At 68.5% G+C, this 22,447-nt stretch carries 17 protein-coding genes; 11 read left to right on the top strand and 6 right to left on the bottom strand.

Annotated elements, in window-relative coordinates; translation table 11 throughout:
• The first annotated feature begins 70 nt into the window (after window positions 1–70).
• The 6 genes from VFT73_RS14480 (at window position 71) to VFT73_RS14455 (ending at window position 5,131) form a co-directional block, all read left to right on the top strand.
• The gene (locus tag VFT73_RS14480) at window positions 71–1,114 is read left to right on the top strand and encodes an enoyl-CoA hydratase/isomerase family protein (protein WP_326412673.1); all 1,044 of its coding nucleotides are present in this window, start codon (window positions 71–73) and stop codon (window positions 1,112–1,114) included.
• Between the two features lie 113 nt (window positions 1,115–1,227).
• Window positions 1,228–2,004 carry an enoyl-CoA hydratase gene (locus VFT73_RS14475; RefSeq protein WP_326412676.1) on the top strand — a complete coding sequence of 259 codons (777 nt, stop codon included), beginning with the start codon at window positions 1,228–1,230 and terminating at the stop codon, window positions 2,002–2,004.
• A gap of 113 nt (window positions 2,005–2,117) precedes the next feature.
• Window positions 2,118–3,002, top strand: a complete 885-nt coding sequence (gene mmsB, locus VFT73_RS14470) for a 3-hydroxyisobutyrate dehydrogenase (protein WP_326412671.1) — start codon at window positions 2,118–2,120, stop codon at window positions 3,000–3,002.
• Window positions 3,003–3,055: 53 nt separating this feature from the next.
• Window positions 3,056–3,352 (top strand): hypothetical protein, encoded by a 297-nt coding sequence (locus tag VFT73_RS14465; protein WP_326412669.1) that lies wholly within the window; start codon window positions 3,056–3,058, stop codon window positions 3,350–3,352.
• A 184-nt stretch (window positions 3,353–3,536) separates the two neighbouring features.
• Window positions 3,537–4,298 carry a hypothetical protein gene (locus VFT73_RS14460; protein ID WP_326412667.1) on the top strand — a complete coding sequence of 254 codons (762 nt, stop codon included), beginning with the start codon at window positions 3,537–3,539 and terminating at the stop codon, window positions 4,296–4,298.
• A 236-nt stretch (window positions 4,299–4,534) separates the two neighbouring features.
• Entirely contained in the window at window positions 4,535–5,131 is a 597-nt protein-coding gene (locus tag VFT73_RS14455) for an MT-A70 family methyltransferase (RefSeq protein ID WP_326412665.1), read from the top strand.
• Window positions 5,132–5,676: 545 nt separating this feature from the next.
• Here the strand turns inward: VFT73_RS14455 and VFT73_RS14450 are convergent.
• A complete protein-coding gene (locus VFT73_RS14450; protein ID WP_326412663.1) occupies window positions 5,677–5,847 on the bottom strand; it encodes a hypothetical protein in 171 nt (56 codons plus the stop codon).
• A 109-nt stretch (window positions 5,848–5,956) separates the two neighbouring features.
• On the opposite strand from VFT73_RS14450, the gene VFT73_RS14445 reads away from it, so the two are divergent.
• The 3 genes from VFT73_RS14445 to VFT73_RS14435 are packed head-to-tail and all read left to right on the top strand — an operon-like array spanning window position 5,957 to window position 12,334.
• Window positions 5,957–6,184 carry a hypothetical protein gene (locus tag VFT73_RS14445; RefSeq protein ID WP_414712830.1) on the top strand — a complete coding sequence of 76 codons (228 nt, stop codon included), beginning with the start codon at window positions 5,957–5,959 and terminating at the stop codon, window positions 6,182–6,184.
• Window positions 6,185–6,223: 39 nt separating this feature from the next.
• Window positions 6,224–8,182: an autotransporter assembly complex protein TamA gene (locus VFT73_RS14440; RefSeq protein ID WP_414712829.1), complete on the top strand. Its 1,959-nt coding sequence runs from the start codon at window positions 6,224–6,226 to the stop codon at window positions 8,180–8,182.
• Window positions 8,183–12,334: a translocation/assembly module TamB domain-containing protein gene (locus tag VFT73_RS14435; RefSeq protein ID WP_326412659.1), complete on the top strand. Its 4,152-nt coding sequence runs from the start codon at window positions 8,183–8,185 to the stop codon at window positions 12,332–12,334. It abuts the gene before it with no gap.
• A gap of 240 nt (window positions 12,335–12,574) precedes the next feature.
• On the opposite strand, the gene VFT73_RS14430 is transcribed toward VFT73_RS14435, so the two are convergent.
• From VFT73_RS14430 to VFT73_RS14415, 4 genes are all read right to left on the bottom strand, one after another.
• Window positions 12,575–13,393, bottom strand: a complete 819-nt coding sequence (locus VFT73_RS14430) for a hypothetical protein (RefSeq protein ID WP_326412657.1) — start codon at window positions 13,391–13,393, stop codon at window positions 12,575–12,577.
• A gap of 10 nt (window positions 13,394–13,403) precedes the next feature.
• Window positions 13,404–14,828 (bottom strand): aldehyde dehydrogenase family protein, encoded by a 1,425-nt coding sequence (locus VFT73_RS14425; RefSeq protein WP_326412655.1) that lies wholly within the window; start codon window positions 14,826–14,828, stop codon window positions 13,404–13,406.
• A 66-nt stretch (window positions 14,829–14,894) separates the two neighbouring features.
• On the bottom strand, window positions 14,895–15,824 hold the full coding sequence (locus VFT73_RS14420) for an MBL fold metallo-hydrolase (RefSeq protein WP_326412653.1): 930 nt from the start codon (window positions 15,822–15,824) through the stop codon (window positions 14,895–14,897).
• A 139-nt stretch (window positions 15,825–15,963) separates the two neighbouring features.
• Window positions 15,964–18,267 (bottom strand): ribonuclease R family protein, encoded by a 2,304-nt coding sequence (locus VFT73_RS14415; RefSeq protein WP_326412651.1) that lies wholly within the window; start codon window positions 18,265–18,267, stop codon window positions 15,964–15,966.
• A gap of 129 nt (window positions 18,268–18,396) precedes the next feature.
• Here VFT73_RS14415 and glpD point away from each other — a divergent pair, with 129 nt between their 5' ends.
• Together glpD and VFT73_RS14405 are read left to right on the top strand one after the other, a co-directional pair.
• The gene (gene glpD / locus VFT73_RS14410) at window positions 18,397–19,869 is read left to right on the top strand and encodes a glycerol-3-phosphate dehydrogenase (RefSeq protein ID WP_326412649.1); all 1,473 of its coding nucleotides are present in this window, start codon (window positions 18,397–18,399) and stop codon (window positions 19,867–19,869) included.
• An 80-nt stretch (window positions 19,870–19,949) separates the two neighbouring features.
• Window positions 19,950–21,491 carry an aminoacyl--tRNA ligase-related protein gene (locus tag VFT73_RS14405; protein ID WP_326412647.1) on the top strand — a complete coding sequence of 514 codons (1,542 nt, stop codon included), beginning with the start codon at window positions 19,950–19,952 and terminating at the stop codon, window positions 21,489–21,491.
• A gap of 251 nt (window positions 21,492–21,742) precedes the next feature.
• Here the strand turns inward: VFT73_RS14405 and VFT73_RS14400 are convergent, their stop codons facing one another.
• Window positions 21,743–22,327, bottom strand: coding sequence for a PEPxxWA-CTERM sorting domain-containing protein (locus tag VFT73_RS14400; RefSeq protein ID WP_326412645.1), 585 nt, complete (start codon window positions 22,325–22,327; stop codon window positions 21,743–21,745).
• Window positions 22,328–22,447 lie beyond the last annotated feature (120 nt).

Genomic DNA, 22,447 nt, shown 5'->3' with positions numbered 1-22,447 from the left:
AAGCAGGAGCCCAGATCATCTGGTTCGGCGCACGCGGCCCTGGGCTCCTGCTTTCGCAGGAGCACGAAGCATGACGGACGACATCGTCGCCTTCACCGAAGGCCATGTCGGCCGCATCCGGCTGAACCGGCCCAAGGCGATTCACGCGCTGACCACGGCGATGTGCGAGGCGATCATCGGCCGGCTGGAGGCGTGGCGGACGGAGGACACCGTGCGCGCGGTGCTGTTCGACCATGCCGAAGGCCGCGGCTTCTGCGCCGGCGGCGACATCCGCATGCTCGCGGAGTCGGGCGCGAAGGACGGGGCCGAAGCGCGCGCCTTCTTCCATGCCGAATACCGGATGAACCACCGGCTGTTCACCTACGCGAAGCCGACTGTCGCGTTCATGGACGGCATCACGATGGGCGGCGGCGTCGGCATCTCGCTGCCGTGCAAGTTCCGCGTCGCGACCGAGAACACCCGGTTCGCAATGCCGGAAACGGGCATCGGCCTGTTCCCGGATGTCGGCGGCGGCTGGTATCTGTCGCGGCTGCCGGGCCGGGCGGGGCAGTTCCTGGCGCTGACCGGTGCCCGGATCGACGGGGCGGAGTGCCTCTATCTCGGTCTCGCGACCCACTATATCCCCGCCGCCGCACTGGACGAGGTGAAGGCCAAGATCGCGGCCGATCCTTCCGCGGTCGAGGCGATCCTCGACGCTTTCGCCGAAGAGCCGCCGCCCGCCCGCATCGCGGACAATATGGAGCGGATCGACCGGCTGTTCGCGTCCGACCGGCTGGAGGACGTTTATGCGGCGCTCGAGGCCGACGGCTCGGATTGGGCGCACAAGGAGCTGGCGACGCTCAACACCAAGTCGCCGCAGACGATGAAGGTCGCGCTCCGCCTGCTGAAGGAAGGCGCGGAGATGCACAGCTTTGCCGACGAGATGCGGCAGGAATATGCGGTCGGCGCGCACGTCGTGCAGCGCCACGATTTCCTGGAAGGCGTGCGCGCGGTGATCGTCGACAAGGACAATGCGCCGAAATGGAACCCGGCCAGCCCCGAAGGCGTGACCGAGCACATGCTCGACACGATCTTTGCGCCGCTGCCGGACGACGAGGCGTGGACGCCGGCGTGATTGCGCGCGGGAACCCGTCACCCCGGACTTGATCCGGGGTCCACCTTCTTCTTGAGAGGTGGACAAAGAAAAGGTGGATGCCGGACCAAGTCCGGCATGACGAAGAGGAAGAAATGGCCAACTACGAAACCCTGCTGATCGAGCGCCACGACGCCGTCACGCTCGTCCGCCTCAACCGCCCCCAGGCGCTGAACGCCCTCAACAGCCAGGTGCTGGCGGAGCTGATCGACGCGATGGCCGCCTATGATGCCGACCCGGCGCAGCGCTGCCTCGTCCTTACCGGCAGTGAAAAGGCATTCGCCGCCGGCGCCGACATCAAGGAAATGTCGAGCCAGGGCTTTGCCGACATGTACGCCAGCAACTTCTTCGCCGGCTGGGAGAAGGTCACCGCGACGCGCAAGCCCTGGATCGCCGCGGTCGCCGGCTATGCGCTGGGCGGCGGCTGCGAGGTCGCGATGATGGCCGACTTCATCATCGCTGCCGATACCGCCAAGTTCGGCCAGCCGGAGATCAAGCTGGGCGTCTCGCCCGGCATGGGCGGCTCGCAGCGCCTGACGCGCGCGATCGGCAAGGCCAAGGCGATGGAAATGTGCCTGACCGGCCGGATGATGGACGCCGCCGAGGCCGAGCGCTCGGGCCTGGTCGCCCGTGTCGTCCCCGCGGCCGAGCTGATCGACGAGGCGCTGAAAACCGCGAAGACGATCGCCGACATGCCGCCGCTGGCCGCGATCGCGAACAAGGAAATGGTCAACGCCGCGTTCGAGACGGGACTGGCGCAGGGCATCCTGTTCGAACGCCGCCTGTTCCACGGCCTGTTCGGCACCGAGGACCAGAGCGAAGGCATGGCCGCCTTCGTCGAGAAGCGGCCCGGGCAGTGGAAGGGTCGCTGAGCCCAATACCGTCACCCCGGACTTGATCCGGGGTCCACCTTCTTTTGCCGAAGGTGGAAGAAGAAGGTGGATGCCGGATCAAGTCCGGGGTGACGAACTGAGGAGTATCGGAAGTGGCACGTATCGGTTTCATCGGGCTCGGCAACATGGGCGGCGGCATGGCGGCGAATCTCGCCAAGGCGGGCAATGACGTGCGCGCCTTCGACCTGTCGCAGGACGCGCTGGACAAGGCCAAGGCCGCCGGCTGCCTGCCGGTCGAAAGCGCGGCGGCCGCGGCCGACGGCGCCGAGGCGATCGTGACGATGCTCCCGGCCGGCAAGCATGTCGCCCAGGTCTATGAGGAGTCGCTGTTCGGCGCCGCCAAGCCCGGCACGTTGCTGCTCGACTGCTCGACGATCGACGTCGGCACCGCAAAGAAAGTCGCAGAGGCCGCGACCGCGAAAGGCCTGGCCGCGGTCGATGCGCCCGTCTCCGGCGGCATCGCGGCGGCGGCGGCGGGGACGTTGACCTTCATGGTCGGCGGCCCGGCGGATGCCTTTGCGCGCGCCGAGCCGATCCTGAAGCTGATGGGCAAGGCGGTGATCCATGCCGGCTCCAGCGGCGCCGGCCAGGCCGCCAAGATCTGCAACAACATGCTGCTGGGCGCGACGATGGTCGCGACCTGCGAGGCGTTCCTGCTGGCGAAGTCATTGGGTCTCGATCCGCAGACCTTCTTCGACATCAGCTCGGTTTCGTCGGGGCAGAGCTGGTCGATGACCAGCTATTGCCCGCTGCCCGGCGTCGGGCCGGAAACGCCCGCCGACCGCGACTATCAGGGCGGCTTCGCGGCCGGCCTGATGCTGAAGGATCTCAAGCTCGCGGTGCAGGCGGCGAGCGACACCAATGCATCCGTTCCGATGGGCGCGGAGGCAATGGCGCTCTACCAGGCCTTTGCGAATGCCGGCCATGCCGGGCTCGACTTCTCCGGCATCATCCGGATGCTGGGCGGCCAGCAATAGGAACAGGCGCCATGCCCGCCCGTTGAACCCGAAACGGTTCATGGAGCGAGACGATGGCGAAGAAGAACGGGAAAACGAAACGGGACGGCACCGGCACCCGCACCGTGGCGGCGCTGGTCGCCGGCGGAATCGCGTTGGCGGCCGGCCTGGTCGCGCTCGCTCGTCGGGGGCGCCGCCGCGAAGCCGGCAGCAGCGCCGCCGATCTCGCGCTCGGCAAGCCGCACGGCCCCGGCGACCGCGCCAATCCGGACTTCCGTCCCGATGCGACCGCTCCCGTCCCGGAGAACCGCCGCGGCGCAATGGCACCGGCGACGCTGCCCAACCCGATGAACGCCGGCCCGCCGGCCTGACCCAGCACTCACATATCCCATCGTCATCCCGGCCTTGAGCCGGGATCCCGCTTCTTCTTTCTGCTGAAGCGGACAGCAGCCCCGCTCGATTACAACTGTTTACAGAACATTGGCCGCCGTTCGTCGAACCGGCGTTGCCGCTTACGCCCCCGCGCCGCTCCCTGTCCGCAAAAGGGGAGTAGCCATGACCGACACGAGCTCGCTGGACCGGCGGATGTTCATCGCCGCCGTTGCCGCGCTTGGCGTGCCGGGCGCCGCGCGGGCGACCACGCTGGACGAACTGATCGCGCTGAACACCCGCGCCCGCGGCGGCATGAAGCGGCTGGCGCGGCTGCGCACGATGGATGCCGTGCTTCGAATCAGCGAGCCGGGCTTCACCGCGATCGGCACCTATGCCGCGGACCGTTCCGGACGCGTGCGCGTCGACGTGTTCATGTCCGGCAAGCGCGCCTTCAGCGAAGGCGTCGATGGCGATGGCGTCTGGGGCTGGCCGGGCGACAAGCCGGGACCTGCACCGGCCGGCGAAAAGGGCAGGGAAGCGCTGTTGCACGGCATCGCCTTCAACCTGACGCCACTTTACGCGCTGCCCGCGGAGGGCCACCGGCTGGACCTGATCGGCGCCGATCCGCCCTGCATCCAGCTGACATTCGCGGACGGCTTCGAGACGCGGCTGTTCCTCGATCGCGTGACCGGCCAGGTCGTGCGCCGGCAGGATCGCCGCGCTTACCATCCCGATGTCGATTCCACCGAAAAGCGGATCGAAAGCCGCTTCTCCGACTTCCGCGCGACCGACGGCGTGGTCAGTCCGTGGAGCAGCGCCGACTATGACCTCGGCTCGGGCGATCGGATCGGCCATACCGGAATCCTCCGCCTCGCGTGGGATCGTGACCTGTCCGCCCGGATTCCGCGCGCGGCCGCCGCCGTCGCTCCGCCCGAAGCCGGCTGATTCGGAACAGACCGGAAACAAAACCCTGTCCTACACGGCCTCGCTTGTGCCATGCTGCTGCCGCGCCGGATCGCGGCGGGCTCTTTGAACGGGTGAACGCGCATTTTCCGCGGGGAAGGGAAAATGTTCTTGAATCCATGTGAATGTCATCAACTTCGTTCGGGTCATCCACGTCGTCCAGTTTCGGCGAACGCAAGGGGCTGACGCGTCGCCGCCGCTTGCGCTAGTCGGGGCGCATGACTCTCTGGCGCGACCTGCCCGACCGGCGTTACGACGCGATCCTCGCCGATCCGCCCTGGTCCTACTACGGGCAGCAGAACAAATGGGGCGCCGCCGCGAAATTCTACGCGACCGCCCCCGACGAGGCGATCGTGTCGCTGCCGGTGCCGGACCTGCTGTCCGATCGCGGCGTGCTGTTCCTGTGGGCAACCTCGCCGCGGCTGGATGTGGCGATGGCGTGCCTGACGGCGTGGAAGCTCCATTTCCGCGGCATCGCTTTCGTCTGGGTCAAGGCGCGCAAGGACGGCGGCCCGATCGGCGCGCAAGGCGTGCGGCCGTCGATCGTCAAGCCGACCGCAGAATACGTCCTCGCCGCCAGCCGCGTCGCCAAGGGCCGGCCGATGCCGCTCGGCGACGAAGGCGTGCCGAACGTGATCCTCGCGCCGAAACGCGCCCATTCGCAAAAGCCCGAGGAAGTGCGAGACTATATCGACCGCCTCTATCCCGAAGCGTCGAAGCTGGAGCTGTTCGCCCGCAGCGAACGCCCGGGCTGGGACGCGTGGGGGAACGAAGTCGGCAAGCTCGACGGGCCGAAGGCGCTGGCGGCGGAGTAGCTCATTTGCAGCGTCATGCCGGACTTGATCCGGCATCCACCTTCTGTTCAGCGCACAAATAAAGGCGGACTCCGGATCAAGTCCGGGGTGACGAAAGATCGCCGCCGCATGCGAAATGGGGGCCGGCGTTTCCGCCAGCCCCCACTGCGCCGAGCTCAACAGTTGGTCTCCGGCCCCGAAGGGCGGACATCTTCTCTCAAGCTCAGGCGTCGCTTCGCTGCCTCGCCCCTCGGATGAGGAAACGCGGCGGTTCCGCGGCCCTTCTTGGGATATTGCTGTCGCGCTCGCTTCAGCCCTTGCGGGTCTCGGCAGGCGCGCCGGCAATATCGCTTCCGGCGCCTGTGCCGATGGGTTGGCATCGAGCCGAAGCTCTCAGATTTCCGTATCGGCTATGATCTTCCCTCCTTCGCGTCAGGTTCCGCCGGGGGCGGTCCCTTCGTGCGATCTTGTTCCGATCACGAAACAGATGGTCTCACGCCGGCCGAGTCGCACCAAGCGGAATCTGCCCCCAGACGCCTGTGGATAACGGGGATATCGGGCGTAACTCAGCGCCGGCTGTCGATCAGCCAGAAAAGCGTCACCAGGACCGCCGCAAGCGCCAGTCCGGCAAGCAATCCGATCACCGGCTCGCCTATCAGACCGAGCCCGATCGCGCCGGCCAATGGCAGGATTGCGAAGAGGATTCCGGCGGATTTCGGCGCAGGCGAGCGAGGCATGGCGGGCGCATGCCATGGCGGGCGGCGGGACGCCAGCGAAGATGGTCAAGATCGCGTTGACCCTTCTCGTCCGCCGGAGCGCAAGCTTCTTTGCGGTAAGGCCGCCCCCGTGGAGAAAAGCCGCGTGACCCCGACACCCTATGTTGCCGACCGCGCGGTGCTCGCCGACGCGACCGACCTGATCGCGCGCTTCGGCCTCGACGCGGCGATCGAGGCGGCGTCGCGTGCCGATCGCAGCCGCGATCTGGGCAATGTCGTCCATTTCTGCCGCTGGCGGCAGGTCGAGCGGCTGGTCGTGCTGCTGACAGCCGACGAAGTGATCGGCACGGTGCACTAACGCTGGCGGCGCGGGCCGCGACGCGATAAGCCACGCGCCATGATGTGCTGCTCGTCGCGGCGCCCCGGCGCGGCGTTGGCCGTGGCCGCGTTCCTGGCTGCGGCGACCGGTCCCCTTTTTCCGCTTCACGCCCAGGCAGTGCCTGAGGCCGAGCCGGTGCTCGACCCCGACTCCCCGCTCGATCCGCTGCCCGGCCTCGGCATCGACTGGCCCGACCTGACGCCGCAGCCCGGTGAGCCGCCTCCCGTTGCGGAGGGAGCGACGACCGAGGCGGGCGCCGACCTGCATTATGACGTGCGCCTGGAGGGGCTCGACACCGAAGAGACGGAGCTGGTTGCCGCTCAATTCGATGCGCTTTCGACGCTGAAGGCCGGCGAGAAGCAGCCGGCGAACGTCGCCCAGATCGACCGCCGCGCGCGCGAGGATGCCGACCTGCTCGCCGAGCTGCTTCAGGCGCGCGGATATTACGATGCCGAGGTCGAGCCGCGCGTCACGCCCGAAGCGGGCCGGGTGGTCGTCACGCTCGCCGCCGATCCGGGCGAGCTCTACCGCTTCGCGAAGGTGGAGGTGCGCGGACTCGAGGGGGCGCCGCAGCAGGCGGACGCGCTGCGCGAGGCGTTCGGTGTCAAGCCGCAGGACCCGGTCGACGCGGCGGCAGTCAACGCCGGCACCGCGGCGCTGCGCCAGCGGATCGGGCAGGGCGGCTTCCCGTTCGCCAAGGTGCCGGAGCCCGAGGTGATCGTCGATCACGAAAGCAAGCTGGCGACTTTGGTGCTGAACGTGGAGCCGGGCGGCAAACGGCGCTACGGCCAGATCATCGTCCCGCCTGGCTCGCTGTTCAGTGCGAAGCATGTCCAGCGGATCGCTCGGTTCAAGCCGGGCCAGCCATATGAAGCCAGCGACATCGACGACCTCCGCCGCGCGCTGATCGCGACCGGCCTGGCCTCGGTCGTGACGGTGACGCCGCAGCCCGGGGCTACGGCCGAAACGGTGGACATCGCGGTCAAGGTCGAACCCGCACCGCCGCGCACGATCGCCGGCGAGCTCGGCTACGGCACCGGCGAAGGGGCGCGGGCGGCGATCAGCTGGCAGCATCGCAACCTGTTTCCGCCCGAAGGCGCCCTGACGCTCCGCGCCGTTCTCGGCACTCGCGAGCAGTCCGCCGCCGCCAGTTTCCGCCGCAGCAACTACAAGAAGCGCGATCATGTGCTGACCGCCGACGCCGCGCTCAGCCATCTCGATCAGCCGGGCTACGAGGCGCGGACTTTCCTGCTCGGCGCCGGGATCGAGCGGCAGTCGAACATCATCTTCCAGAAGAAATGGACCTGGAGCGCCGGCGTGCAGCTGCTCGCGTCGAACGAGCGCGGCGCGATCAACTCGCTGACCAGCACCGCAAGGCGCACTTACCTGATCGGCGCGCTGCCGGGCACGCTGGCCTATGACGGCAGCGACAATCTGCTCGATCCGACGCGCGGCTTCCGCCTGTCCGGCCGCTTCAGCCCCGAAGTCTCCTTGCAGAACACGGTATTCGGCTACGCCCGCTTCCAGCTCGACGGCAGCGCCTATCAGCGGGTCAGCGACCGGGTGGTGCTGGCGGGGCGCATCCGGCTGGGTTCCATCATGGGCGCATCGGCCGATCGCATCGCGCCGTCGCGGCGCTTCTTCGCAGGCGGCGGCGGCTCGGTGCGCGGCTTCGGCTATCAGGCGATCGGGCCGCGCGACGCGGACAACAACCCGACCGGCGGCCGCAGCCTCGCCGAGTTCGGCGCCGAGGCCCGCATCCGCTTCGGCAATTTCGGGATCGTGCCGTTCCTCGACGGCGGCAACATCTATCGCGCCGCGCTGCCGGACTTCAGCGGCCTGCGCTACGGGGCCGGGCTGGGCGTGCGCTACCATTCGAGCTTTGGCCCGATCCGCGTCGATGTCGGTACCCCGCTCAACCCTCAGAAGGGCGATTCACGGATCACGGTTTTCGTCTCGCTGGGCCAGGCCTTCTAGATGGATGAGGGGGCGCCCGCACCGGCGAAGAAGCGGCGGCGCTGGCGCCTCGCGCTGTTGCCGGTCGCGCTGCTGCTGGCGGTGCTTGCCGGGCTATGGGGACTCGACACGAGTGCAGGCCACCGCTTCCTGATCGACCGCATCGAGCAGCTGCAGATCAGGTCCGGCCTGCGCATCCGCATCGGCCGGATCGAAGGCTCGATCTACGGCAGCGCACACCTGAAGGACGTGCGCTTCTACGATCCGCAGGGCCTGTTCCTGTCCGCGCCCGACATAAAGCTGCGCTGGACGCCGTGGCGCTGGACCGTGAACCGGCTCGACATCGACCAGCTGACCGCAGCCACCGCGACGCTGCACAAAGTGCCCCAGTTCCGCAAAACCGGCAGGCCATTTACGCTGCCGAGTTTCGACATCCGGCTGGGCCGGCTGGCGATCGATCGGCTGCGGATTGTGAAGGGCGTGGCCGGGCCCGAGCGCGTCGGCGCGCTTGCCTTTGCCGCCGACGTGCGCAGCGGCCGCGCGATGGTGCAGGGGGGCGCCTGGACCAGCGCCGGCGACCGGCTGAAACTGCTGCTCGACGTCGAGCCGAAGAGGCATAAATTCGATCTCGGCGCACAGCTGGTTGCGCCTGCCGACGGAGTGATCGGCAAGCTGATCGGTACATCGCGTCCGCTGGCGCTGCGCATCGCCGGCAAGGGCAATTGGACCGTCTGGAACGGTACTGCCCAGCTCGACGCGAGCGACAAGCGCATCGTCGATACCGTGCTGCAGGTTCGCGAAGGCGAATACCGGCTGAATGGCGGCCTGTTCTTCGAGACGGTAACCAAGGGGCGGCTGCAGCGCTTGTCAGGCAAGCGCATTGCCATCGATGGACACGGGACGCTCGAAGGCGGCATTCTGACCGGACGGCTGAAGCTCCGTTCCGACGCACTTGCATTGCAGGCGGACGGCGGGCTCGATCTCGAACGCGGCCAATATGACGCGCTGATGGTTCGGGCGTCGCTGCTGCAGCCGCCCGCGCTGTTCAAGAACATGAGCGGGCGCGACGTCCGCCTGCTCGCGTTGTTCGACGGACCCTATGGCCGGGCGAAGTTCCGTTACGAGATCACCAGCCCCATCGTCCATTTCGACAATACGGGTTTCGAGCAGGCGCGGATCGTTGGTGCGGGTCGGCTGTCGCCATCGCCGGTGACGGTGCCGATCCGCTTCACTGCGCGGCGTGTGACCGGCGTCGGCGATGTTGCCGGCGGCATTCTCGCCAACCTTCAGGTCGACGGGTTGCTGAAAGTGACCGGCAAGGCAATCACTGGCGACAATCTGCGGGTCCGTTCGGACAAGCTGACCAGCACCGCCTCGCTATTCGTCGACCTGCGCACCGGCGACTATGACGTGCGGCTCGCCGGAGAACTGCGGCGCTATTACATCCCCGGCCTCGGCATCGTCGACGTGAAGACGACGCTGTCGGTGGTGCCGGGCGCGAACCGGCGCGGCACGCACGTCACCGGACGCGCACAGGCCTGGGTGCGGCGCTTCGACAACGGCTTCCTGGCAGGGCTGGCCGGCGGGCTGCCTTATCTCGAAGCAGCGTTGGTCCGCGACCGCGACGGTATCGTCCACTTCACCAACCTTCGCATCACCGCGCCGAGCCTTGTGCTGACCGGCAACGGATATCGGCGGCGCGACGGCACGTTCCATTTCGAGGGCGGCGGGCGGCAGGCCACCTATGGCGCGTTGCGGCTGACGCTCGATGGGCGGATCGAGCGGCCCCGGCTCGATATCCTGCTGCCGCGCCCGCTCGACGCGCTCGGCATTGCCGACATGCGGCTGCTGCTGGAGCCGACCGCCACCGGCTTCGGCTATCGCGCCGGCGGCCGGTCGAGCCTCGGGCCATGGACAAGTGCCGGTGCGATCCTGCTGCCCAAGGGCGAGCCGGCGCGGATCGATGTCGGTACGCTGGCCGTCGCCGGGCTGACCGCGACCGGCGAGCTGACGTCGCATGGCCGCGGCTTCGACGGACGGCTGCGCGTGACCGGCCCCGGCCTGGCCGGCATGCTCGACTTCGACCGGCCCGGCGACCTGCAGCGCATTTCGCTGAGCTTCGACGCGGCCAATGCCCGCATCGCGACCGAACCGGAGATCCGTGTGGTGCGCGGCGGTCTCGACGGCGAGGTGGTGCTCGATCCAAAGGGATTGGTGATGCGCGGCACGGTGACCGCGCGCGGGCTGCGGCGCGGTCCGCTCTCCCTCGCGCGGCTGGCCGCCAGCATCGACCTGCAGGACGGACGCGGGCAGGTGAAGGCGGCTCTCGCCGGATCGCGCGGCCGCGCTTTCGATTTGCAGACGGTTGCGCAAGTCTCGCCGGAGCGGCTGACCGTGACCGGCGGCGGCACGATCGACCGCAAGCCCGTCCACATCGACAGTCCGGCCGTGCTGACCGCGGAGAGGGGCGGCTGGCGACTGGCGCCGACCGCCCTCAGCTATGGCGGTGGGCAGCTGAAGCTTGCCGGCCTGTTCGGCGCCGCCGAGACCGAAGTCGAGGCGACGCTGACTGCCGTGCCGATGACGGTGTTCGACATCGTCACCCCCAATCTCGGGCTGGGCGGCACCGCCACCGGCCGCATCCGCTACCGCGAAGGCGGGGTCGCGCTGCCCTCCGGCTCGCTCGATCTGACCGTGCGGCGCCTGACGCGGTCCAGCCTGGTCCTGACCTCCAAACCGATCGACCTCGGGCTGAAGGCCGTGCTGAACGGCAGCCAGGCGGCGGCGCGCGCGGTCGCCGCCAGCGACGGAAAGGTAATCGGCCGCGCGCAGGCGCGGCTGGCGCCGCTGCCGATCGGCGGCGATCTGGCGACGCGACTGTCGAATGCGCCGCTGTTCGCGCAGCTCCGCTATGCCGGACCTGCGGATACGCTGTGGCGGCTGACCGGCATCCAGCAATTCGACCTGTCCGGCTCGGTCGCGATCGCGGCAGACATCGGCGGACGGCTGCCCGACCCGGTGATCCGCGGGTCGATCAAGGCGACCGGTGCGCGGCTGGAGAGCTCGACGACCGGCACAGTGCTCACCAACCTTGATGCCACCGGCCGGTTCGGCGGATCGCAGCTGGTGATCGACCGGATGACCGCGACGGCGGGGCAGGGTGGTTCCGTCACCGGCACCGGCACCTTCGATTTCGGCGCGCGGCAGGGCGTCGGCATGGACCTGACCGTCAACGCGCACGAGGCCGTGCTGCTGAACCGCGACGATATCGGCGCGGCCGTGACGGGGCCGCTGCGCATCACGTCCAACGGCTATGGCGGGCTGATCGCGGGAGAAGTGACGCTGGACCGCAGCCGCTATCGGCTCGGCCGCGCGCGGGCGGAGACGACCGTGTCGCGGCTTGCGAACCTGAGCGAACTGAACCGGCCCGCGGACGAGATGGAACCGCCGGCTCCCCCCGCCCCCTGGCAGCTCGACCTGAAAGCGACCGCGCGCAACCGGCTGATGGTGACTGGCCTGGGTCTCGACAGCGAATGGCGCGCAGGGCTGGCGATCACCGGCACGGTCGGCGAGCCGGTGCTGGTCGGCACCGCGACGCTGCTGCGCGGCGGCTATGAGTTCGCCGGCCGCCGCTTCGACCTGGAACGGGGCACGATCCGCTTCAACGGCGCCAGTCCGCCCGATCCGGTGCTGGACATCGCGGCGAACGCGAACATCCAGGGTTTGTCCGCGACGATCCGCGTCACCGGCACGGGGCTGAAGCCGGAGGTCGCCTTCACCAGCAACCCGGCGCTGCCCGAGGACGAGCTGCTGTCGCGGCTGCTGTTCGGCACCTCGATCACCAACCTGTCGGCGCCGGAAGCGGTGCAGCTTGCATCGGCGGTCGCGGCACTGCAGAGCGGCGGCGGGCTCGATCCGATCAACGCGCTCCGGCGCGCGGTGGGGCTCGACCGGCTGCGCATCATCGCCGCCGATCCGACCATCGGCCAGGGCACCGCGATCGCGGCCGGCAAATACATCACGCGCCGCGCGTTCGTGGAGCTGATCACCGACGGCCAGGGCTATTCGGCGACGCGCGTCGAGTTCCAGATCACGCGCTGGCTGTCGGTGCTTTCGACGATCTCGACGATCGGGCGGCAGAGCGCCAACGTTCGCGTTTCAAAGGACTATTGAACCGGCCCGCCGCGTCCCTATCTCGCTGATGTATTTCGAGATCGTCGGCGGCGCGGGCACTGCGCGGGAGTCTGCTCCCGCAGCGGCCGGCCGTTGACGGGCGGCGCGGCTCCCCTCCCTTGCCGCGCCGCCAAACCTGTTCCCCTCGCCGTTCGTTTCGAGCGCAGTCGAGAAACCGGCTGGCGCCACGCCGCGCTTCTCGACTTCGCTCGAAGCGAACGGGGGCAAGGCTGCCGCATGCTACAAAGATCTGACCACGGCCTGGGCCAGCCGCTCCAGCACGCCGTCTCCATAGGAATAGTAGAGATCGGGTTCGATCGCTTCGAACTCGGCGACGGCCAAGTGCCCGTCGAGGCGGCGCAGCAGGTCGATGCGCGCGTAGAGCGGTTCGGAGGGCGCTGCCGCCAGTGCGGCTTCGGCGACAGCGCGGGCTTCCGCATCCGGCTGCCAGCTGTGATTGACGCCGCCGAATTGCGGCTGGACGCGGAACTCGCCGGCAGCCGCGGCCTTGCGGATGGCATGGCTCAGCGCGCCGCCGATGTAGAATAGCGCATATTCGCCTTCGGTCTGCACTGACGGAAGGAAGGGCTGAATCATTGCCTCGACGAGTACTGGCAGGGGCTCGCCGCGCTTCAGGCGGCTGATGCCGTCGCTGCTGGCCGAGACCTGCGGCTTCACGACCAGCTCGTCGACATCGAGCAGGTCGAACGCGGCCTCTATCCCGGCCGGACCGAACCGCGTCGGAACGATCGGCACCCCGGCGGCGTCCAGCTCCGCCAAATAGGTCTTGCGCGTGTTCCAGCGCAGCAGCTGCGGCGGGTTGAACAGCGGCAGCTCCGCCGGCCAGCCATCGAGCAGCGTCAGCCAGCGCGCGACCTCCAGATGATAGCCCCAGGCGAATAGCGCCAGCGCAGGCGCCTTGCCCGCTTCGGTCCAGGGTCGCGGCCGGAGCGCCAGTCCCGCACGGGCGAAGGCGCCGACATAGGCCCCCGCCTGTTCCGCCGCCAACGCCGCATAGGCGTCGCCCGGCGACGGCATCAGCAAGTGGAGAGACCGCACGCGTGGCGCGTCAGGCGGGCTCGCCAACGACCGACTTCACTTCCATGAAGTCGCTGAGTCCCCATTTGCCGTATTCGCGGCCATTGCCCGATTGCTTGTAGCCGCCGAACGGCGCGCCGGGATCGGGCGACCAGCTGTTGATCGTCACCAGCCCGGCGCGCATCCGCCGCGCGACCTTGGCGGCCCTGGCGGGGTCGCCGGAGATCGTCGCCGACAGGCCATAGGCGGTGTCGTTGGCGATCCGGACCGCCTCGTCCTCATTGCCGTAGCTGATGATCGTGGCGACGGGCCCGAACGTCTCTTCCTTCGCAATCCGCATTTCGGGTGTCACGTCACGGAACAGCGTCGGGCGGATATAGTAGCCGCGGTTGACACCTTCGGGCAGGCCGGTGCCGCCGGTGACGAGCGTCGCGCCTTCGTCGATCGCGCTCTGGATCAGGCCCTGGATTTTCTCCCATTGCGCCTTGTTGACGACGGGGCCGATGTGATTGCCCTCGGCGAGCGGATCGCCGACCGGCGTCGCTTCCATCATGTTCTTGATGAAGGCCGTCGCCTCGTCGACCTGGCCCTGGTGGACCAGCACGCGGGTGGGCGCGATGCAGCTCTGGCCGGTATTGGCGAGCACGCCCATAACCGTGGGCGGCAGCACCGCGCTCAGGTCGGAGCCTTCCAGCACCAGGTTCGGCGCCTTGCCGCCCAGCTCCTGATGGACGCGCTTGACGGTCGGCGCAGCGGCGGCGGCGATTGCGATGCCGGCGCGGGTCGATCCGGTGAAGCTCACCATGTCGACGTCGGGATGCGCCGACAGCGCCGCGCCGACGGTGGGGCCATCGCCCTGCACCAGGTTGAACACGCCGGCCGGTACGCCCGCCGCGTCCATCACCTCGGCCAGGATCGCGGCGCAGGCCGGCGTCTCCTCGGACGGCTTCAGCACCATACAGTTGCCGGCGGCGAGCGCGGGGGCGACCTTGGCGGCGATCTGGTTGACCGGCCAGTTCCACGGCGTGATCATGGCGACGACGCCGATCGGCTCGTGCAGCACCCGCGTGGTGCCGACCGTCTCCTCGAGCTTGAACTCGCGCAGTGCCCGAAGCGTGAAGGCGAAATGGCCGAGGCCGGCAGGCGCCTGGGCGCCCATCGCCAAGCCCATCGGGGCGCCCATCTCGATCGCGATCGCGCGGGCGATATCGGGAATGCGCTTCTTGTATTCGGCAATGATCCGCTCGAGCAGGGCGGCGCGTTCCTCGACGTTGGTCTGCGAGAAAGTTTCGAACGCGCGCCGCGCGGCTTTCACCGCCTTGTCGGCATCGGCCGAGGAGCCGAGCGTGATCTCGGTGCATGGCTCTTCGGTTGCCGGGTTGATGACCAGGTGGCGCTTGCCGCCTTCGCTGTCGACCCATTGTCCATCGATATAGTGTTTGAGATAGCTCATCATCGCGGCGCACTCCCGAGTCTCGTTCGTGGCCAGATTAGGTTTCCGAACGAAACTGGCAAGCGCGACTTAGCCGGGACCGCCCGGACAGAAGCGGGCCTTCTCCTCCGGCGACGCGCGGAGACGGGTGTCGATGTAGTAGCCGATCATCCCTGGCACGCGATCCTTGTCGGCGGCCGGAATGAAGGCGGCAGCGTCCTTCATCCAGCCATCGATGCAGGTCTGGCGCTCCGCGGTGTCTCCGGCGCAGTCGAGCAGGGCGTCGAACGCCTTGCGCCAGCTGTCGAAGTCCGCGCGCGTCATCGCCGCACCGTGGCCGGGAACCAGCGTCGCGAACGGCACGGCAGCGATATGGCCGAGCGCCGCGCGCCAGCCTTCGGGGCAGGCGGTGTCCATGAACGGCGTGAGACCGACGACCAGGTCGCCCGCGATCGCCAGCCGCGCCTTCGGGGCGTAGAGCCACACGTCCCCGGCGGTGGCGGCATAGGGTTCCAGATGCACGTCGAGCCGGCGGCCGGCGATCGTCGTCGGCCCGGTGCTTCTGACTACCTGCGTCGGGCGGAGATTGGCGAGATCGTCCATCGCCGCCATGTCGCGGCGGATTTCGGCGATCTGCTCGGGCCTGGCCTTGCCGGACGCGATGAACTGCTCGGCGCCTGCGCGGCTACGGGGGAAGAAGCCCTTCAGGGCGCGGTCGATCGCATTGCTGCCATAGACCGGAATGTCTGGATAGGCGGCACGGAGCTCGGCATTGCCGCCGGTGTGGTCGAGGTGCCAATGGGTGTTCACGATCGCCGCGATCGGTTTGCCGCGCGCCCTGGCGGCGGCAAGGATCGCATCCTGATGCGCTTGGTGCCGGCCGGTATCGACGACGATCAGCCCGTCGGGCGCGTCGAGGAGCACGGTGTTCCCATCCGGCCCGCGCCCGCGTTCGAAACTGCCAGGAACGAGTTGCCAGTCAGGCGATGCGGCGGCGAGGAGCAGAGCGAGCATGAGCATGGGTCGAGGCTAGTCGTTCGGCGGGCGCGGCCAAGCGCGTCTGTCGAACCGGCTTTGCTGCTCGTAGAGTTTTGTATTCCCGCGAAAGCGGGAATCCACTGCTGAGGCTGGATTCCCGCTTTCGCGGGAATACGATGTGCTACCTCCGTCGCCCCTGGTGGCGGATGTTGGCCGGCCGGCCGCGACGCTTCCCCGGCCGTTCTCGGTCGCGGCGGTTCGGCGCCGCGCGCGACGCGCCGCTTTCGGGTAGCTCGAAGCGGAGTCCGCCGGTGACTGGGTTGGCCTCGGCAAGGCGGAGCTTCAATCGCTGGCCCGGCGCGAACACGGTTTCGCTGTCCTCGCCGGTCAGCGTCTGGCTGGCTTCGTTGTAGCGGAAATATTCCGTGCCAAGCGTCGAGACCGGCACCAGCCCGTCGCCGCCCAGGCCTTCGACGGTCGCGAAAAAGCCGAAGGGCTGCACGCCGGTGATCCGCGTCTCCAGCACTTCGCCGACGCGTTCGGAGAGATAGGCGGCGACATAACGATCGATCGTCTCGCGCTCCGCTTCCATCGCCCGGCGTTCGAGCTGGCTGATCGATTCGCCGATCAGCTCCATCGCTTCCGATTCCCCGGGCGTCAGCGCCGTCTTGTCGACATCGGGGCCGAGCCCGTACGCGCCGACCAGGGATCGGTGCACGATCAGGTCGGCATAGCGCCGGATCGGGCTGGTGAAATGCGCGTAGGAGCCGAGCGAAAGGCCGAAATGGCCCTTGTTGTCGGGCGAATAATAGGCCTGGGTCTGGCTGCGCAGGATCTGTTCCATCACCTGCGGCCGGAACTCCGCGTCGCCGACCCTTTCGATGATGCGGTTGAAGGTGCCGGGCTTGATCACCTGACCCAGTGCGAACTCCAGATCGAACGTCTTCAGATAGTCCTTCAGCGCAACCAGCTTTTCGCGGCTCGGCGGCTCGTGATCGCGGTACATGACCGGCGCCTTCTTCGCCTCCAGCGCCTTCGCGGCGGCGACATTGGCCGCGATCATGTAATCCTCGATCAGCTTGTGCGCATCGAGCCGCTCGCGCGGGGCGACGGAGAGGATGCGGCCGGTTTCGTCGAGCACCACGCGGCGCTCGGGCAGGTCGAGCTCCAGCGGCTCGCGCTGCTCCCGCGCCTTGTAGAGCGCGCGCCAGCAGTCCCAGAGGGGGAGAAGGGCTTTTTCGGTCAACTCGCCCAATTCGCTCGTCCCGAGCGTAGTCGAGGGGCGCGGCTCGGAGCCCGTACCCGCGCCCCTCGACTTCGCTCGGGACGAGCGAGCCTCTTGCTCATAAATGTCCACCGCCGCCTGCGCATCCTCGTAGGCGACGTTCGCCGCGATCCGCACCACCGCGCGGCTGAAGCGCCAGCTCTTCAGCTTGCCGTCCTTGCCGATCGCCATATGGCAGGCGAGCGCGGCGCGGTCGACGCCTTCCTTCAGTGAGCACACGTCGGCCGACAACGTCTCCGGCAACATCGGCACGACGCGATCCGGGAAATAGACGCTGTTGCCGCGCCGCCGCGCCTCGCGGTCGAGCTGCGATCCGGGGCGGACGTAGAAGCTGACGTCCGCGATCGCGACGATCGCGTTCCACCCGTCCTCGGTCGCCTCGGCCCAGACCGCGTCGTCATGGTCGCGCGCGTCGACCGGATCGATCGCGACGATCGGCAGGTGACGCAGGTCTTCGCGCTTGCCGAGCGGCAGCTTCGCGACGCGCTCGGCCTCGGCCAGTACTTCCTCCTTGAATACGTGCGGAATGCCGTGGCGGTGGATCGCGATCAGCGAGAAGCTGCGCGGCTCGAACGGGTCGCCCAGCCGCTCGATGACGCGCGCGGAGAGGCGCGGCGGGCGGCCGGTCTTTTCGGCCAGCACCAGGTCGCCCGCCTCTGCTTCGCCGCGGTCGGAGACCGGGAAATCGCGTCGCTCGCGCTTCTCGACGCCCTGCAGGAACCAGCGGTCGCCTTCCTGGTGCAGCACGCCCAGCATCAGCTCCTCGCCCCGGGCGAGCTTCTTCATCGGGTGCGCGATCCAGCCCTTGCCGGCTTCCTCCGTGCGGGCAAGGATGCGGTCGCCGGGGCCCAGCGCCGACTGTTTCCTGCGCTCGCGGATGCGGAGCTTCGGCGCGGCGGTATCCGCTTCCCATCGCTCCGGCACGGCCCAGGCCTGGCCGTCCTCATCGACGTCGACGACGCGCAGCACCGTGACCTTCGGGATGCCGCCCATCTTGTGGAAAGCGCGGCCGGGGGCGCTGTCGATCAGCCCTTCATCGGCCATGTCCTTCAGGAGCGCCTTCAGCGCGACCTTGTCGGCGCCGTGGAGCCCGAATGCCCGCGCGATCTCGCGCTTGCCGGCGGGAGCGTCGGACGTGGTGATGAAGTCCAGGATCTGCTCGCGGGTGGGAAGGCCTGCGGGTCGTTTCGGCTTGGGCATGCGTCCCAATACGCATAACAGACCCATTCGTCCCGACCGAAGTCGAGGGGCGCTTCTGCTAGGCCGTGGCAACCCCTCGACTTCGCTCCGGACGAACGGGTAACGGGCGGTCGGGACGAGCGGGTAAGGATGCCGGTGAGCGACTACGACCTCCTGATCATCGGCGGCGGCATCAACGGAGCGGCGATCGCGCGCGAGGCGGCGCTGAATGGCCTGAAGGTGCTGCTGGTCGAGAAGAGCGACCTCGCCTCGGCGACGTCGTCGGCTTCGACCAAGCTGATTCACGGCGGGCTGCGCTACCTCGAATATTACGAGTTCAAGCTGGTGCGCGAGGCGCTGATCGAGCGCGAGCGGCTGCTGAAGGCTGCGCCGCACCTGATCTATCCGCTGGAGTTCGTGCTGCCCCACGAACATGCGGTGCGGCCCAAATGGATGATCCGTGCCGGGCTGTTCCTGTACGATCATCTGGGCGGGCGCATGTCGCTGCCCAAGTCGCGAGCGATCCGGGGCGGGCCCTATCTGGCGCCGTTGAAGAACGCGACCAGCGGCTTCGTCTATTCCGACGCCTGGGTCGACGACGCCCGGCTGGTCGTGCTGAACGCACGCGACGCGGCGGACAACGGTGCCGAAATCCGGACGCGGACGGAGCTGCTGTCGGCGCGGCGGGAAGGCGAGGTCTGGCGCGCCGGCTTAAGCGACGGCGAAGTGACGGCGCGGGCGCTCGTCAACGCGGCGGGGCCGTGGGTCAGCGAGGTTGCCGGACGGCTTGGCGTTCACGCCAGGGCCGGCGCGCGGCTGATCCGCGGCAGTCATCTGATCGTGCCGCGGCTGTTCGAGGGCGAGCACGCCTATATCCTGCAACAGCCTGACCGGCGGATCGTGTTCGCGATCCCCTATCACGGGCATAGCCTGGTTGGGACGACCGACGTGCCGGTGGAGGGTTCCGGCGAAGCCCGGATCAGCGAGGTCGAGACCGGCTATCTGCTGGAAGCCGTCAATCGCTACTTCACCCGGCAGACCGGTCGCGGCGACATCATCGCCACCTATGCCGGCATCCGTTCGCTTTACGACGACGGCGCCAGCGAGGCGCGGCAGGTGACGCGCGACTACGTGCTGGAGCTGGATGATGAGGGCCCGCCCTTGCTGTCGGTCTTCGGCGGCAAGATCACGACGGCGCGGCATCTTGGGCAGGTCGCGGTCGAGAAACTCGCCGGGCCGATGGGCTTCGACGCGACGCCGGTCACCGCCGCGCGGATCTTTCCCGGCGGCGAGATCGACCGGTTCGACCACTTCCTCGCCAAGGTCCGCGCGCGCTGGCCCTTCCTGGGCGAGGCGCGCAGCCTGCGCATGGCCCGGGCCTACGGATCGATGCTGGAAGCGATGATCGGCGACCGCACCGATCTGGGCGACGAATTCGGCGCCGGACTGTCGGCCGTTGAGGTCGACTGGCTGGCCGACCGCGAATGGGCGCGGACGGTGGAGGACGTGCTCTGGCGCCGCACCAAGCTTGGGCTGACGGGCGAAGTGGATGAAGAACGGCTCGAAGTGTATCTGTCCGCTAAATCATCTCCGTTCGCTTCGAGCGAAGTCGAGAAGCGCTAGCGCCGGGCCAGACGGTTTCTCGACTTCGCTCGAAACGAACGGGGTTTTCATTTCCCGCCGGAGCCGCTTAGGGCAGCGCCATGACCACCAACAAGCACGCGCTCTCCGTCACGCGCACGCAGGACTTCGCCGCCTGGTATCAGGCCGTCATCGCGGAAGCCGACATGGCCGAGGAATCGGGCGTGCGCGGCTGCATGGTGATGCGGCCCTGGGGCTATGGCATCTGGGAGCGGATGCAGCGGCTGCTCGACGACCGGATCAAGGCCGCGGGCTACGACAATTGCTATTTCCCGCTGTTCATCCCGCTTTCCTATTTCGAGAAGGAAGCGGAGCATGTGGAGGGCTTCGCCAAGGAAATGGCGGTCGTCACCCACCACCGGCTGGTCGGCGACGGCAAGGGCGGGCTGACCCCCGACCCTGAGGCGAAGCTGGAAGAGCCGCTGGTCGTGCGGCCGACAAGCGAGATGGTGATCGGCGCCGCTTTCTCGCGCTGGGTCCAGTCCTGGCGCGACCTGCCGGTGCAGATCAACCAATGGGCGAATGTGGTGCGCTGGGAAATGCGCACGCGCATGTTCCTGCGGACGTCCGAATTCCTGTGGCAGGAAGGCCACGCCGCCTATGCCGATGGCGAGCATGCCCGGGCCGAGACGCTGAAGGCGCTGGAGCTCTATCGCAGCTTTGCCGAGGAATGCGCCGGCCTGCCGGTGGTCGCCGGCGAGAAGCCCGAGAATGAGCGCTTCCCCGGCGCCGTCGCCACCTATTCGATCGAAGCGATGATGCAGGACGGCAAGGCGCTGCAGGCGGGGACCAGCCATTATCTGGGCGACAATTTCGCGCGGGCGCAGAACATCCGCTACCAGAATGACGCGGGCGAGATCGAGTTCGCGCACACGATCAGCTGGGGCATGTCGACGCGGATGATCGGCGGCCTGATCATGACCCACGGCGACGACGACGGGCTGCGCGTGCCGCCGCGCGTCGCGCCCTGGCAGGTGGTGATCGTGCCGATGCTGCGCGACACCGACGAGGACGCCGCGGTGCTCGACTATTGCCGCGCGCTGGTCGCCGAGCTGCAGGGACAGGCGGCGCTGGGCGAGCCGGTGCGGGCGATGCTCGACGCGCGGCCGGCCAAGGCGGCGAACAAGCGCTGGGCCTGGGTGAAGAAAGGCGCGCCGCTGATCGTCGAGGTCGGTCCGCGCGACACGGCCGGCGGCAATGTCAGCGTGATCCGCCGCGACCGGCTGTACCAGGAGAATGGCAAGCTCGCCTCCACGGTCCAGCCGCGGGCGGAATTCGTGGCCGGCGTGCCGGCGCTGCTGGAAGAGATCCAGGCCGGCCTGTTCGCCGAGGCGAAGGCGCGGCTGGACGCGAACATCAGGCGCGACGTCACCGACTTCGCCGGGCTGGAGCGCTTCTTCGAGACCGGCGGCCAATTCCCCGGCTGGGTCGAAGTCGAATGGTCGCGGCCCACGGGCGACGAGCTGGACGCGGTCGACCAGCGGCTGAAGGCGCTGAAGCTGACGCTCCGTAACGTGCCGGAGAACGCCGCGCCGGCAACGGGCGCCTGCATCTTCACGGGCAAGCCGGCGGTCGAGCGCGTGCTGGTCGGGCGGAGCTATTAGGCGGCCGACGGCCCGATCCGGACGACATGGACGATCCGGACGACGTTGGTGACATTCACATGGATTCACGAACATTTTCCCTTCCCGGCGGGAAAATCGTGAGCGGGATGGACGAGGTCAAAGAGCCGGCGCGATTCGGCCGCGCGGGCGCCAGCCTGGCATAGCGGCAGGCGTGTAGGACAGGCTCTTGTATTCGGGTGTGGCGCCGGGAAGGCGGCGCCAGGGCTCGAGGCCCGGGCGCCGCTATCGGATCAGGCCGCGACGGCGCGGGTGGTGCGGCGACGGCGCGCGGCTCCACCCGCCAAGCCGAAGCCGCCGATCATCATTGCCCAGGTCGCCGGCTCCGGCACGCCGGGGGCGGCGAGGGTGCCGTTGAACCGGATTTCGCCGATCCCGTACAGATTGTCGCCGCCCGAGGCGGTGACCAGCGCATAGGCGGCGCTGACCGGCGCGAAGCTGCGCGTGAAGGTCTCGACGCCATAGCCGACCGAGCCCTCCGGCCCGGTGATGGCGACGCTGTGCAGCAGCGTGCCCGCGCCGTCGAAGAAGCGGAACTGGTAATTGTCGTTGTTGTCGACGTTCGCGAGCAGCGAATCGATCGTGGCGAGGCCGCCGAAATCGAAGCGGAACACGGCGTTGCCGGACGCGCTGAACGCGACCTTGTCGGCCGCGTTGTAGTTGCTGCCGTTTGCCGGCACGACGCCGTCGCTCAGCACGGCCAGATTGCCGCTGTACGTGCCCGTCGCGCTGACCGTGACCGGCACCACCGCCGCCTGCGCAGCCCCCGCCGCCATCACCCCTGCCAAAAAGCTACCCAAAACAAATGCGTTACGCATGTTATCTCCCTGGTTTGAGGCGCGTGCCTGAGCACAGGGAGTGCGTGCCGGGCCTGACCCGTTCGACGAAAGGGGCAGAGGCCTAGACGAAACTGCGTCCCGCGGCGGGACGGGAGACGG

The organism is Sphingomonas sp. (genome assembly GCF_035758555.1).
Classification (GTDB): Bacteria; Pseudomonadota; Alphaproteobacteria; order Sphingomonadales; family Sphingomonadaceae; genus Sphingomonas_B.
This window is presented reverse-complemented; position numbering and strand designations above follow the sequence as displayed.